Consider the following 12,498-nt stretch of genomic DNA (forward strand, 5'->3'; position numbering starts at 1 on the left):
CCCGCCCGGCCCCGGTCGGGGCAGCGGAAAGCGCGGACCGCGGGCGCGGCCGGGCGTCCCGTGTCACCGATGGGCGTAGCGACCAATCTAGTCCAGGTAATCATCTGTTGTGAGGCTTTTGGATGCGTAGCTTGTTGACCTATACCGCTGCCCGCCTGGGGTTGTTCGCGGTGGCCTTCGGAGTGGTCTACCTTTTCGGTGCCCGTTCGCTGGTCGCGATCATCCTTGCCTGGCTGATCAGCGGGCTGGCCTCCTACGTCCTGCTGTCCAAGCTGCGGGACCGGATCTCCGCCAACGCCGTGCGGCGGATCGAGAGCCGCCGCGACCGCCTGGCGGCCGCCGCCGCCCGGGAGGACGACCTTCCGGAGGAGCACGTCCGGGAGGCCGACGGGGCCCCCTCCGCCGAGGCGGACGCGAAGGACGCGGACGGCGACGCGAGTGCGGACGGCGACGCGGAGAAGCGGGACACCGGCGCGCCGACGGCGGCCCGCGAGCCCTGACCGGACACGCCCCCGGACCGCCTCACCCGGGGGTCCCCGCCCGACCGGAGCCGGGGTCGGGCTCGGGTGCGTCGAGCCCGTCGACCGCACGGCCGACCAGCGGGGCCAGGACCGAGACCAGGTAGAGGGCCGCGCACGCCACCAGGACGGGTGCCGCTCCCGTCAGGCCCAGTGCCACGCCCACCAGGGGAGCGCCGAGCGGCGCAGCCACGCGGGTCAGCGCGCCGACCATCGCGGTCCCCCGCCCCACGACGTGGCGGGGCAGGCGCTCGAAGAGGACCACTCCCAGGATCGGGTTGAGCACGCCGCCGCCGGGGCCGCACAGTCCCCACACGACCAGGACCGCCCACAGCGGCACGTCCAGCGCCAGCACCAGCAGACGGGGCGGTCCGGCGACCACCAGGCCCGCGAGGAACACCGCCCGCCGGGGCAGCAGGTGCCCGGCCACCGTGGCCACGAGCGAGCCGGCCACGGACGCCGCGCCCATCACACCGCCCATCACACCGCCCATGAGACCGACGACCGCCGGGCCCATGCCGTTCGAGTGCGCCCACACCGGTAGCAGCACCGACGTCACGGACATGTCGATCATGTTGGTGACCGCGAGCATGACCACCAGCGCGCGCAGGGTGGCGTCGGCCCAGATCACCCTCCATCCGGTGTGCAGCCGGGCCAGGTAGCCCGCCCCGGCCTCGGGGTCCGACTCCGGCGCGGGACGGTCCCGGGGCCGGGTGGCGGCCAGCGTCGCCGCCGCCGCGATCAGCAGGACGGCGTTCGCGTACAGGGCCGGAAGCGGTCCGGCCAGGGACACGAACCCGCCCGCGACGACCGGGCCGACGGTCGTGGAGAGCCGGTCCACGGTGCCGGTGAGTCCGGTGACCCGCTCGATACGGGTGCCGGTGCGCTCGGCGACGGCCGGTGCCATGGACACCTTGGCGGCCTCCGCGGGGCCGGTGGCCAGGCCGGTCACGGTCACCAGCGCCAGGAGCACGGGAAAGGGGAGCAGCCCGGCGGAGTGCAGCAGCGGGACACAGGCCACCGCGCCGGCGGCGACGAGGTCGGTGCGCACGCTCACCGCGCGCTGGCCGACCCGGTCGAGCAGGGGGCCGCCGAACAGCCGCGCCAGGGTGTAGGAACCGATCTCGCAGAAGGCCACCAGCCCCGTGGACACCGAGCTGCCGGTGCTCTCCAGCACGAACCAGGGAATGGCGATCATCGCCATCCGGGTGGCGGTGCAGCAGAGCGCCTGGGCCGCGACCAGGCCCGCGACGCCCCTCACGTCCCCGTCCCTCCGCCGGACTCCTCGTCGGTGCCCCGGTCCTCCGGGTCGGGGAAGGCGGCGAACTGGACGTGTACCGGGCGGCTCCCGGGAGCGCCGCTCTCACGCGCGTAGCGGTCGAAGAGCGCGCGGACCTCCTCGCGGAAGGCGGCGAGCTCCTCCAGCGTGAGCTCGGTGCGCCGCCCGGACATGACCTGGGCCTCGCGCCAGCCCTCGGGCTGGGCCGCCCACACGTTGACGGCCGCGGCCAGCCTCTCGCTCCAGCTGACGGCCAGTGCCATGCGCACGGCGGTGCTCAGCTCGGGTTCTTCGGTGTCCAGGTGCTCGGGGAAGCGGAAGCCCTCGTGCCGGGCGCGGGTCAGGAGAGCGGGAACATCCCCAGGCGGGCGTGGTACTCGTCGGCCAGGCGCTCGGTGTCGCTGCCCACGTACAGCCCGTCGGAGGTGGCGTGCAGGGCCTCCACGCCGTGCCCGCGCGCGCGACCGGGGTTCCAGGCCAGGGCCTTCCCGGTCCCCGGGTCCACCGCCGCGATGCCCTCGCGGGCCACCGACCCGGGGCCGGGGTTGAGCGCGCCCTCGGGGTTGTCCATCCAGCGCTGGTGCCCGCCCACGTACACCGCCGACGAGGTGATCTCCACCGAGTACAGCGAGTCGCCGCCGGTCTTGTTGCTCCAGGTGGGCTCGGAGTCGGGGGTGTCGGTGTTCTCGAAGCGCGCCGCGGACTTGCACAGGCCCGGCTTGACCTCCGGCCCGCCCGCGGTCACCACGGCGAAGTACGAGCCGTCGGGGGAGAAGTCCATCTGCCGCATGTAGGTCTGCATCAGCGAGTAGTCGCAGTCCGCCTCGTAGGCCGACGTGGACCACGGGGTGAGCGAGCCGTCGGCGGTGTCGATCATGGCGATCTGGTAGCGGTCCTCACCGTCCACCTTCGTGAACGTGCCGTTGACGACCAGCCGCCGCCCGTCCGGGCTCAGCGCCAACTCGTGGACCCTGAGGGAGCCCCGGCGCTGGTCGGACACGCGCGGCGCGAACCCCTCGTCGACCGAGCCCGTCCGCGCGTCGAGGCGGGCCAGCGCGGTGCGCTCCACACCGTTGACGCCGGAGAAACCGCCGCCCACGTACAGGTGCTCACCGTCGCTGGCGATGCGGTGGGCGGTGCCCCCGTCGAGGGAGGCGCGGAACCAGGGCGCCGACCGGCCGTCGCGCAGGGACAGGCGGGCCAGTCCCTGCGAGGCCCGGCCGTTGACGGAGCCGAACTCGCCGCCGATGACCACCGTCCCGCCGGGTCCGGGGGCCAGTGAGACGACGGTGCCGTCCACGCTCGGGGAGAAGCCGCGGACGATCCGCCCGGTGCCGTGCTCGAACGCGAACAGGTTGTGGACGCTACGTGTGCGGCCGCCTCCGGCCTCGGCGACCTTCGAGAAGTCCCCGGCGGCGACGACGGTGTCGCCGATCCGCAGGATGTCCTTGACCGTCCCGTCCAGGACGTGCGGCGTCCAGTGCACGGGTTGCTCGCCGACCACGCGGGAGTGGTCCGCAGGGGGTGCCGCCGGCCCGGCCGGTGCCGCGGACGCGGCCGTCGCGGCTCCGACGGGGAGCAGGAGCATCGTGCCCATGGTCAGGGCGAGGAGCGGACGGCTGGGTTTCACGGAGGACTCTCCCTGTTCGTGCGGTCGTGCGGGCGCGCTGGAGAACGGGCCTGTTCGGGGCGTGACCGCATTCTTGCAAAGAGTCGCCGCATAATCACGTTGAGTAGCGGTCTGTGCCGTAACCGTTCGTGGCCCCTCCGCTGGGAAGGCCGGGGAGGCCGGGAACGCGGGGACGGGGGCCGGGCGGGATTTCCGGGCCGGGTCCGGGCCGGTCGTATGCCGGATCCCGGCCCCGTGGAGGGTTCCGGGCCGCGAACGGTCCCGCTTCCGGGCGGGGCGCGGGTTCGGCGGGAGCCGGAGCGGTGGCCGGGGCGGACACGTGGCGGCGGACCCGGGTGGAGCGGCGACGGCGTCCGATGCCGCAGGAGTGGCGTCCGCGCGGGGGAGCGAAGGGGGCCATCAGCGGTCCGAGGGCACGGCTGGGAAGGGCGGCGCTAAACTGGCGCATGCTGGCAATCCTCGTTGTCAAAGGGATGGAGTTGCTGGCCACGACCCCGGCCGGTATTCAGCCGTCGCGGGGTCCTCGCTTGAGTTGTGTGTTCGGAAAAGAGAGTAAGGGATGGAGGAGGCGGGGTGGAACGGTACTGGGAAGTAATGTGGGGCGGGAATAAAAACGGCCGACCGGAATGCCGGGCGGCCGTTGTTCTGTCCCGTTTTCAGGGGACGGGGAGAGTGACGCAGTGCAGGAACGAGGTCCAGGCTCCCGGCGTGTAGTCGATGTGTCCGAGTCCGCGGTTCTGCGTGTCGCGCACCAGGACCGCCTCCCCTTCTGCCACCTCCACACAGCTGCCCGATCCGCCGCTGTAGCTGCTCTTGTGCCAGTGGGGCTCACGCTTCGTCATCGAGTTCTTCCTTGACCTTCCTGATCAGTTCCCGACTCGCACGGGGCGACATCGCCTCCGACTGGAGAACGCCGAAGAGCGTCGCGCAGTGTTGCACCCGCATCATGTCATCCATGAGCTGCTCACCCTCCATGTGTTCTGCGGACGCAACCGTGGGTTTGTCGTGAAATGTATAGAGTCGGAACGGGCCCGAGCCGCCCGGGTGGCACTCGGTGTCGGCGGGGATCACCTGGAAACGGACCACCCCTTTGTCGATCAGTGTGAGAACCCGGATGACCTGTTCACGAAGAACCGGTTTTCCACCCTGCACGGTGCGTCGGAGCACCGGCTCCTCCACCACGACCGACACCAGTGGCGGGTTCGCCCCCTTCAGGATCTCCTGGCGCCCCATGCGCAGGGAGGCCATCTGTCCGACCTCCTTCGCGGAGAACCAGGGAACGGTGTCGGCGAGAAGGCCCCTGGTGTACGCCTCGCACTGCACCAGGCCGGGGAAGATCACCGGCTGGTATTCGCGGAGTTCGACCGCCTCGCGCTCCAACTGGCCGACCTCGGTGTACCAGGGCGGTAGTGCGTCGGGCGCGTTCGCGGTGTTCCACGCCTGCTTTATCGCACCGGACGCACCGAACAGTTCGTCCAGTTCCGCGGCCCGGTCGGAGGGCAGGCCACGGGTTCCGCGCTCCCACGCCGACACGGTCGACTGCACCACCCGCAATGCCTGTGACACCTGGCCCTGCGTCATTCCGGCCTTCCTGCGGCAGCTGCTGACCTTCTTCCCCAGACGCCTCCACCTGGGGTTGGCACTGCGACTCAATACGACCCCCATTTCCGGGTTATCGCCACTACCACCAATGCAAGACCAGGGCACGACTCGATAGTGCGGGGAACGACGAAGTGTGACCCTTTGGTGATATCCATGGCACGCCCGAACAGCCGCTGCCCAAGGTGGTGCCATGGGCCACCGGGGGCGTGGCGACGGGGAATGAATTCAGGGTGGGTCAGTGATTCACATAAATCTAAACAAAAGCCACATGACCGACATGCTCGGCTCTCTGCCTCAGCGGGTCACCGATGCCGAGGTGCGGGCGCCGATCGCGCTGGTCCGTTCACCATCGCACCACCTGAACCACGCGCTGCGGGTGCCGGGGCTGCCGGAACAGGCCCGCGCGCTGCGCGACCACCTGACCGCCGTGGTGCCGCGCGCCGTCGCGGACACGGTCCTGACCCTGGCCAGCGAGCTGTTCAACAACGCCGTCACCCACTCGCGCAGCGGGGGCGAGGGCGGCGAGGTCGTCGTCGCCGTGAACCGGCTGTCCGACCGGATCCAGGTCAAGGTCGTGGACCAGGGGCCGCGCGACCGGAACGGTTCCTCGCCGCACCTGCGTCAGATCGACCTGGGACGGGAGGGCGGGCTGGGTCTGCGCCTGGTGGACGCGGAGGCCAGCCGGTGGGGCACCTTCCACGACGGGGGCCGCACGACGGTGTGGTTCGAGCTGGATCTGCCATGCGCACGGGCGTGAGGGGACGGGGGCGGGCCGGACCCGCTCCGACGACGGGGAGCGGTACGAGGCGGTGCGCGAGACCGCGGAGGCCGGTGGCGGGCGGGTGACCACCGCGATCCACCACTGCCCCGCCGGCGGACGGCCTGCATACGTCTTGTGGCTTCCGCCTTCTTCACAGCTGTTGTGGGGATGATGGACGCACGCTGTGCCGCCCACCCCCTGACCCGTTCCCCCGGGAGGCACCGACGGCACACCAACGCAGCGTGACGGTGATCCCGGGGGCGATCACACCCCGCGATGGCGCGTCTCAGCGATCCGTGTCCGCCTTCGGCCATGTTGTCCCCCTTGCCGATCACGTTCGGGCGTGCTCCCACCCCTCCCACGCACAGTGATCAACCCAGGTCGCATGGTGATCCGACTCGGTCACCCACGCCGCGGGGCGGAGACGCGGCCTCATGCGCTCAGAGGTTACTGAACGTTGGAGTGCGTTCCCCCCCTTACCTCAAACATTTCGTGCATCTAATGTGGCGTGCGCTTGGCGGACGTCTAATAAGCGATGGACGCCGCGCCCACGAAGCGCGGCGTCGCCGATCCGGTCGTCCATGCCGACGGGCACCGGTCCCCTCTCCCTATCCATCCCCCGACCGATCAGGAGATCAGGGAAACATGCGAACCTCCCCCGTCCTGTCCGCTCTCGGCACGGGCGCTCTCGCCTTCGGGCTCGTCGTCGCGGTTGCGCCCGGAGCCCTCGCCGCCGCCCCCGAGCGCACCACTCCGACCGTCGACACCCCCGCGACCGCCAACAGCCTCCTGGCCGCCATGGAGCGCGACCTCGGCCTGTCCCCGCACGGGGCCGAGGAACTCCTGGAGGCCCAGGAGGAGGCGTTCGGCCTCGACCGGGCCGCGGCCCGGGCCGCGGGCGACGCCTATGGCGGCTCCGTGTTCGACACCGACACCAAAGAACTGACCGTGCTCGTCACCGACCGCGGCGCCGTGGCGGCCGTCGAGGCGGTCGGCGTCGGCTCCCGTGTCGTCGACCACGGCACGCGGAGCCTCGACACGATCGTGGAGGAACTGAACGGGGCCGAGGACGCGGCACCGTCCGATGTCACCGGCTGGTACACCGACGTCGAATCCGACAGCGTCGTCATCGAGGTCATGGAAGGAGGCACCGCCGACGCCTTCGTCGACTCCGCCGGAATCGACGCCTCGGCGGTCACCGTCACCGAGGTCGACGAGCGGCCCGAACTCCTCGGTGAGATCGCCGGAGGCCTGCCCTTCTACACGTCGTCGGGCGGGCGCTGCTCGATGGGCTTCACCGCCTTCGACAGCTCCGACCGCGTCGGATTCGTGACCTCGGGCCACTGCGGCCCCGTGGGGGCCACGGTGACGTTCGGCTCCGGGACCGGGCGCTTCGACTATTCCTCCTTCCCCATCTCCGACGGCGCCTTCGTGCGCGCCACGAGCAGCGTGACCGCCTACGCCGGCGTCCGCCGCCACCACACGGGTGACTACGAGGACGTGCGCGGTTCGTCCGAGGCTCCGGTCGGGGCGTCGGTGTGCCGCTCCGGCTCCACCACCGGCTGGCACTGCGGCACGATCCAGGCCAAGAACCAGACGGTGACCTACCCGCAGGGCAGGGTCCACGGGTTGACCCGGACCAACGTCTGCGCCGAGCCCGGCGACTCCGGCGGACCCTTCATCACCTCGGGCCAGGCCCAGGGCATGACCTCGGGCGGCTCCGGCAACTGCACCTACGGGGGGACGACCTATCTCCAGCCCCTCAACCCGGTGCTGAACAGGTGGAACCTGCGTCTGGCCACGGTCTGACGCGTTCCGGCGCACCCTGAGTCAGGCAGCCCCGGCCTCGATGCCGGGGCTGCCGCGCAGCCGGGGGCTCAGGGACGGGTGCCGGGCCGGGAGAAGGCGCCGGCGCGGAAGTTCGTGGGCGGGGGAGCGGTGGGGGTGTCGTCGGGCTCGCGGTGCCGCGCGGTCTGGACGTGCTCGTTCAGCCTGCCCAGGGACGCGTGCAGGGTGGACAGGTCGTCCCTGATCCTGGTGCGCATCCGCCGGGAGGCGTCGGCGAGCTTGGGGTGCGCGCCGCGGGGAGGCCCCTCCTCCGCCGCGTCCGCCTCCTCCCCGCCGAGGACGGCCTGCTCGTCGCTCGGCTCCACCACGTCGAACTTCATGTGCCCCCCCTCGGCCGGGACCGCGCTTCATGGACATGGGACGTCCGATTCCCCCTCCCGGTTCGGGAACCTCCCGGCGATCCCCCGTCTTCGCGCGTCCGGCAGCCCCTGCCCGGGGGGAGGTCCGGAGACGGCCGCCGCGCGCGGGCACACCTGACACACCGGGTACGGAGGAGCGGGGCGCACCCTTAGTCTTGTGCCATGACCCGCGCCAAACTCGACAAGAAGCCCCAGGACGTCGCGGCGATGTTCGACGGCATCGCAGAGAACTACGACCTCGTCAACGACGTCATCTCACTGGGCCAGGACCGCCTGTGGCGGAAGGCCGCCGTCAACGCGGTCGACGCCTACAGCGGCGAACTCGTCCTGGACCTGGCGGCGGGAACCGGCACCTCCTCGGAGTCCTTCGTGAGGAAGGGCGCCCGTGTGGTGGCCTGCGACTTCTCCCTCGGCATGCTGCGCACCGGCGTGCGGCGGCGCGGCGGCGCCTCCAAGGGGGGCGTGACCTTCGCGGCGGGCGACGCCCTGCACCTGCCCTTCGCCGACGAGACCTTCGACGCGGTCACGATCTCCTTCGGCCTGCGCAACGTCAGCGACACCGACCAGGCACTGCGCGAGCTGCGGCGGGTCACCAGGGTCGGCGGCCGACTGGTCATCTGCGAGTTCAGCCACATCCCGGTCGGGTTCGTGGACAAGCTCTACGCCACGTACCTGATGGGCGCCCTGCCCAGGATCGCGGGCGCCGTCTCCGGCCGTTCCGAGTCCTACGACTACCTCTCGGAGTCGATCATGGCCTGGCCCACGCAGCCCGAGCTGGCGCGGCACCTGCAGGACGCGGGCTGGTCGCGGGTGGCCTGGCGCAACCTGTCGGCGGGGATCGTCGCCCTGCACCGCGGCTTCCGGCAGAAGTAGGGGCCGCCACACCACCCACGTCGTCGCGCGTACCACGCGGCACATAAAGAACTTGCAACCCGGGGAGTGCTCAGCCTCCCCGGGTTCTTTCGTGTTGCCCGTGAGGCTTCTGGGGTGCCGGAAACGAAGCTGAGCTGGGTGTTTGGCAGGAAGTGACGACTTTCAGGGTCTTGTGGAGTCGTCTGTAGGGCTATGTCCCGTTTGAGGGGAGGCCGTCTGTATACCCCCCTGGGACTCGCCTAGGGGTCCGGAAGGGTCTAGACTTCGGAAAAGAGGCTTGTGAAGTGCTTCACAAGTCCACGAGGCTTTGGACACATAGGCCTATGTCGGACATAACGGGCGCCCCAAGGCGCCCATAACTCCCCCCGTGCGCGGGTCCAACCCGCAAGCAGGCCCGCCACGGTGCACCCGCGCGAGCAGTCGAGGACCCACCCGTGAGCGAGACAGCCACCTCCTCTCCCAGAGACCGGGAGCGGATCGAATACGACGCCGACGTCATCGTGGTCGGCGCCGGTCCGTCCGGCTCCACCACCGCCTACTACCTCGCCCAGGCCGGACTGGACGTCCTGCTCCTGGAGAAGACCTCCTTCCCCCGGGAGAAGGTCTGCGGGGACGGACTGACGCCGCGGGCGGTGAAGCAGCTCATAGCCATGGGGATCACCTTCGAGGACGAGGGGTGGATCAGGAACCACGGCCTGCGCATCGTCGGCGCGGGCGCCCGCCTCGAACTCCCCTGGCCCGACCTGGCCGCCTATCCCGGTTTCGGTCTCGTGCGCACCCGCTACGACTTCGATCAGATCCTGGTCGACCGGGCGGTCTCCGCCGGGGCCAAGCTCCTGGAGCGCACCACGGTGACCGGCCCCCTCATGGACGAGCGCAGCAACCGCATCGTCGGGGTCCGCGCGAAGAACGCCGACCGCGAGCCCGTCACCTTCCGGGCGCCGCTGGTCGTGGCCGCCGACGGCAACTCCTCCCGGCTGTCCGTGGCCATGGGCGTCCGCAAGCGCGACGACCGGCCCATGGGCGTGGCCGTGCGCACCTACTTCGAGAGCCCCCGCCACGAGGACGACTACCTGGAGTCCTGGCTGGAGCTGTGGGACCGCAGCGGAGACAGGGACGTCCTCCTGCCCGGCTACGGCTGGGTCTTCGGCGTCGGCGACGGCACCAGCAACGTCGGGCTCGGCATCCTCAACTCCACCTCCTCCTTCCAGGACGTGGACTACCGCAAGCTCCTGCGCCGCTGGACCGAGTCCATGCCGAAGGAGTGGGGCTTCACCGAGGAGAACCAGCGGGGCGCCATCCGCGGCGCCGCCCTGCCCATGGGCTTCAACCGGGTGCCGCACTACTCCCGCGGCCTCATGCTCGTCGGCGACTCGGGCGGCATGGTCAACCCCTTCAACGGGGAGGGCATCGCCTACGCCATGGAGGCCGGCAACATCGCCGCCGACGTGATCGTGCAGGCGCACGGCAGGCCCACCCAGCAGACCCGCGAGCGGACCCTGCTGCGCTACCCCGACGTGCTCGCCGACACCTACGGCGGCTACTACACGCTCGGCCGCTACTTCGTGAAGGTCATCGGCCAGCCCGAGTTCATGAAGTACGCGACCAGGTACGGCCTGCGCCAGCGCACCCTCATGAAGTTCGCGCTGAAGATGCTGGCCAACCTCACCGAGCCCACGCAGGGCGACGCCATGGACCGGGTCATCAACGGCCTGTCCCGCATCGCCCCCGCGGCCTAGACGGCAGGCGAGGCGCAGCTCCGAGAAGACACGGCCGGGCGATCCCGCGCCCGGAGCGACGACAGGACACACGGGACGAGCCAGAGATGAGCCCGCACAAGTGAAAGCAATCACAAGCGCTCCCGGTACGCCGCGCGGGCGTGCCGACCAGCCAGGAGGAGGGTGACCGTGGAGCTGTACGCACCGATACTCGTGCTCGGCGGAATCGGCGCCGCGTTCGTCGTGGTGTCGATGGTCGCCGGGGCGCTCCTGGGACCCAAGCGCTACAACCGCGCCAAGATGCAGGCCTACGAGTGCGGCATCGAACCCACGCCCCAGCCCGCGGGCGGCGGGCGCTTCACCGTCAAGTACTACATGACGGCCATGATGTTCATCATCTTTGACATCGAGATCATCTTCCTCATCCCCTGGGCCGTGCACTTCGACGCCCTGGGCTGGTTCGGTCTGGTCGCGATCGTCCTCTTCCTGGTGAACGTCTCCATCGCCTACGCCTACGAGTGGCGTCGCGGAGGCCTCGAATGGGACTGACGCCCGCGCCGACTTCCGCCCTGACCCCGCAGCCCAGCCCGGAGGAGGTCCACAGCTGATGGGACTCGAAGAGAAACTGCCCAACGGCGTCGTGCTCACGACCGTCGAGCAGGTCGTGGGACTGGCCCGCAAGAGCTCCATGTGGCCCGCCACGTTCGGTCTGGCCTGCTGCGCCATCGAGATGATGTCCGTCGGCGGCCCGCACTACGACCTGGCCCGGTTCGGCATGGAGAAGTTCGGCGCGACCCCGCGCCAGGCCGACCTGATGATCGTCGCCGGACGCGTCAGCCAGAAGATGGCCCCCGTCCTGCGCCAGATCTACGACCAGATGCCCGAGCCCAAGTGGGTCATCGCCATGGGCGTGTGCGCCTCCAGCGGCGGCATGTTCAACAACTACGCGATCGTCCAGGGCGTGGACCACATCGTTCCGGTCGACATGTACCTGCCCGGCTGCCCGCCGCGGCCGGAGATGCTCCTGGACGCCGTGCTCAAGCTGCACGACAAGGTGCAGAACACCAAGCTCGGCGCCCACCGGGAGCAGGAGATCACCGAGAACGAGGAGCGCATGCTCCGCCGTTCGCTGCCCCTGGTGAGCAAGGACTGACATGAGCACCGACAACGAACGCGAACGCGACGAGGAAGCCGCCAACCTCCCCGAGAAGCAGGGACGCGAGCGGTTGGCCGCTCCGGTCCGGCGCACCGGGATGTTCGGCGCCACCACCACCGGGGACACCTCCGGGTTCGGCGGGCTGCAGGTCCGGGGGAGCGCTCCAGCGCACAGCCAGCGCCCCTTCACCGACCCCGACGACCCGCGCACCGCGGACTTCGACCGGGTGGCCGACGACCTGGAGGCCGCCCTGGGCGAGGACGCCGGAGCGGTCGAGCGGGTCGAGGCCGCCCGCGGCGAACTCACCTTCCACGTGCGCCGCGAGGCGCTCCTGGAGTTGGTACGCGTGCTGCGCGACGACCCGTCGCTGCGCTACGAGCTGTGCACCGGGGTGGCGGGCGTGCACTTCCCCGACGACGCCGGCCGGGAGCTGCACGCGGTCTACCACTTCCGCTCCCTCACCCACAACAGCGAGATCCGCGTCACCACCACCTGCCCCGACGCCGACCCGCACGTGCCCTCGATCGTGTCGGTCTACCCGACCAACGACTGGCACGAGCGCGAGGCCTGGGACTTCTTCGGGCTCGTCTTCGACGGGCACCCGGCGCTGACCCGCATCCAGATGCCCGACGACTGGCACGGCCACCCCCAGCGCAAGGACTACCCGCTGGGCGGCATCCCGGTCGAGTACCGGGGCGCCACCGTGCCCCCGCCGGACGAGCGGAGGTCCTACCAGTGAGCCACAGGACCCCCAT

Annotated in this window: 14 protein-coding genes; 8 read left to right on the forward strand and 6 right to left on the reverse strand. The window is 70.7% G+C overall.

Annotated features, from left to right (window positions below; translation table 11 throughout):
- Positions 1-134: 134 nt before the first annotated feature.
- Positions 135-500 (forward strand): DUF4229 domain-containing protein, encoded by a 366-nt coding sequence (locus FYX01_RS05725; protein WP_394350436.1) that lies wholly within the window; start codon positions 135-137, stop codon positions 498-500.
- 22 nt (positions 501-522) lie between these two features.
- Here FYX01_RS05725 and FYX01_RS05730 read toward each other — a convergent pair whose 3' ends face one another.
- From FYX01_RS05730 to FYX01_RS05755, 5 genes are all read right to left on the reverse strand, one after another.
- Positions 523-1,779: an MFS transporter gene (locus tag FYX01_RS05730; RefSeq protein ID WP_150238271.1), complete on the reverse strand. Its 1,257-nt coding sequence runs from the start codon at positions 1,777-1,779 to the stop codon at positions 523-525.
- On the reverse strand, positions 1,776-2,060 hold the full coding sequence (locus FYX01_RS05735) for a hypothetical protein (protein ID WP_317846046.1): 285 nt from the start codon (positions 2,058-2,060) through the stop codon (positions 1,776-1,778). Before FYX01_RS05735 ends, FYX01_RS05730 begins: the two co-directional genes overlap by 4 nt.
- A gap of 77 nt (positions 2,061-2,137) precedes the next feature.
- Positions 2,138-3,427 (reverse strand): delta-60 repeat domain-containing protein, encoded by a 1,290-nt coding sequence (locus FYX01_RS05740; protein WP_150238273.1) that lies wholly within the window; start codon positions 3,425-3,427, stop codon positions 2,138-2,140.
- Positions 3,428-4,083: 656 nt separating this feature from the next.
- Positions 4,084-4,269, reverse strand: a complete 186-nt coding sequence (locus FYX01_RS05750; protein WP_150238277.1) for a DUF397 domain-containing protein — start codon at positions 4,267-4,269, stop codon at positions 4,084-4,086.
- Entirely contained in the window at positions 4,256-5,134 is an 879-nt protein-coding gene (locus tag FYX01_RS05755) for a helix-turn-helix domain-containing protein (protein ID WP_223830324.1), read from the reverse strand. Before FYX01_RS05755 ends, FYX01_RS05750 begins: the two co-directional genes overlap by 14 nt.
- Positions 5,135-5,297: 163 nt before the next feature.
- On the opposite strand from FYX01_RS05755, the gene FYX01_RS05760 reads away from it, so the two are divergent.
- Together FYX01_RS05760 and FYX01_RS05765 are read left to right on the forward strand one after the other, a co-directional pair.
- A complete protein-coding gene (locus FYX01_RS05760; RefSeq protein ID WP_150238279.1) occupies positions 5,298-5,786 on the forward strand; it encodes an ATP-binding protein in 489 nt (162 codons plus the stop codon).
- Positions 5,787-6,434: 648 nt separating this feature from the next.
- Entirely contained in the window at positions 6,435-7,598 is a 1,164-nt protein-coding gene (locus tag FYX01_RS05765; RefSeq protein ID WP_150238281.1) for a S1 family peptidase, read from the forward strand.
- A gap of 68 nt (positions 7,599-7,666) precedes the next feature.
- Here FYX01_RS05765 and FYX01_RS05770 read toward each other — a convergent pair whose 3' ends face one another.
- On the reverse strand, positions 7,667-7,957 hold the full coding sequence (locus FYX01_RS05770) for a hypothetical protein (RefSeq protein ID WP_150238283.1): 291 nt from the start codon (positions 7,955-7,957) through the stop codon (positions 7,667-7,669).
- Between the two features lie 201 nt (positions 7,958-8,158).
- Here FYX01_RS05770 and FYX01_RS05775 point away from each other — a divergent pair, with 201 nt between their 5' ends.
- From FYX01_RS05775 to FYX01_RS05795, 5 genes are all read left to right on the forward strand, one after another.
- Entirely contained in the window at positions 8,159-8,869 is a 711-nt protein-coding gene (locus FYX01_RS05775) for a demethylmenaquinone methyltransferase (RefSeq protein WP_150238285.1), read from the forward strand.
- Positions 8,870-9,303: 434 nt separating this feature from the next.
- Positions 9,304-10,608: a geranylgeranyl reductase family protein gene (locus tag FYX01_RS05780; protein WP_150238287.1), complete on the forward strand. Its 1,305-nt coding sequence runs from the start codon at positions 9,304-9,306 to the stop codon at positions 10,606-10,608.
- A gap of 168 nt (positions 10,609-10,776) precedes the next feature.
- Positions 10,777-11,136: an NADH-quinone oxidoreductase subunit A gene (locus FYX01_RS05785; RefSeq protein ID WP_150238290.1), complete on the forward strand. Its 360-nt coding sequence runs from the start codon at positions 10,777-10,779 to the stop codon at positions 11,134-11,136.
- A gap of 58 nt (positions 11,137-11,194) precedes the next feature.
- Positions 11,195-11,740, forward strand: coding sequence for a NuoB/complex I 20 kDa subunit family protein (locus FYX01_RS05790; RefSeq protein ID WP_150238292.1), 546 nt, complete (start codon positions 11,195-11,197; stop codon positions 11,738-11,740).
- 1 nt (position 11,741) lies between these two features.
- Positions 11,742-12,482 (forward strand): NADH-quinone oxidoreductase subunit C, encoded by a 741-nt coding sequence (locus tag FYX01_RS05795; RefSeq protein WP_150238294.1) that lies wholly within the window; start codon positions 11,742-11,744, stop codon positions 12,480-12,482.
- Positions 12,483-12,498: the final 16 nt, after the last annotated feature.

It is taken from the genome of Nocardiopsis quinghaiensis, assembly GCF_008638365.1.
GTDB lineage: Bacteria > Actinomycetota > Actinomycetes > Streptosporangiales > Streptosporangiaceae > Nocardiopsis > Nocardiopsis quinghaiensis.